Here is a 666-nt window from a genome sequence, read left to right as displayed (position 1 = left end):
CATTTGCAGGGAAGTGTCATATACGCTTTGGTTTTATCGCATCTGGTGGTCAAGCTGAAATGGCTCTGTGACTAACCTCCTGAATATACATCAAATATTGTGTTCTTTGCCATGTATGAGCGTCATACGTGGTAAAACATAACAAAGTGTTCAAGAGGGATTCACAACGCCTGGCATTCTTGGTTCAAATCAGCTTTTGTGTCTAAGGTGCAATTATTGGGTTCGGGTGGTCGCGTTGTTCACCCCTTAACACGGCGTTAGGTTTCTCCGCGCGAAACATTGAATTCGAGGATTTTGGGTCATGGATTATGAAACGAAGCTATAACTTGCACACAAAGAATTAAGTAACAAAGGTGTTTGGAAGTCGAACTACAATCCTCCACTTGTAAAGTTGTTACGTAAACTCGGACTGTGTTTTCCGCCGCCTTACTATCAAAGCTTTTTTGCAAACGTTATGCTTTGCGTGGCTTTCTTTGCTCCTGTTTGGGGAATCTTCCAATGGTTTCTTGTGTGGAACGAACTAGGTAAACCAGTTTTAGAAGCAGTTTTCATTTCGTTACTTACTGGCGCTTTGTTTGGCTTGGTTATGGCAACCTTCTATTACATTAGGCGTAAGCAATTAAATCTAACAGATTGGGGTTCACTGGGGGAATAAGCCCAAAACCT

General features: G+C 42.0%; 1 pseudogene. It reads left to right on the top strand.

The annotated features are described in order from the left end of the window. Positions 1-340 precede the first annotated feature (340 nt). Positions 341-655, top strand: a pseudogene (locus tag R8N49_RS27690) (DUF6404 family protein); the annotation flags it as partial. Between the last annotated feature and the right edge of the window lie 11 nt (positions 656-666).

The sequence above is a fragment of the Vibrio sp. 1978 genome, assembly GCF_033344345.1.
This window is presented reverse-complemented; position numbering and strand designations above follow the sequence as displayed.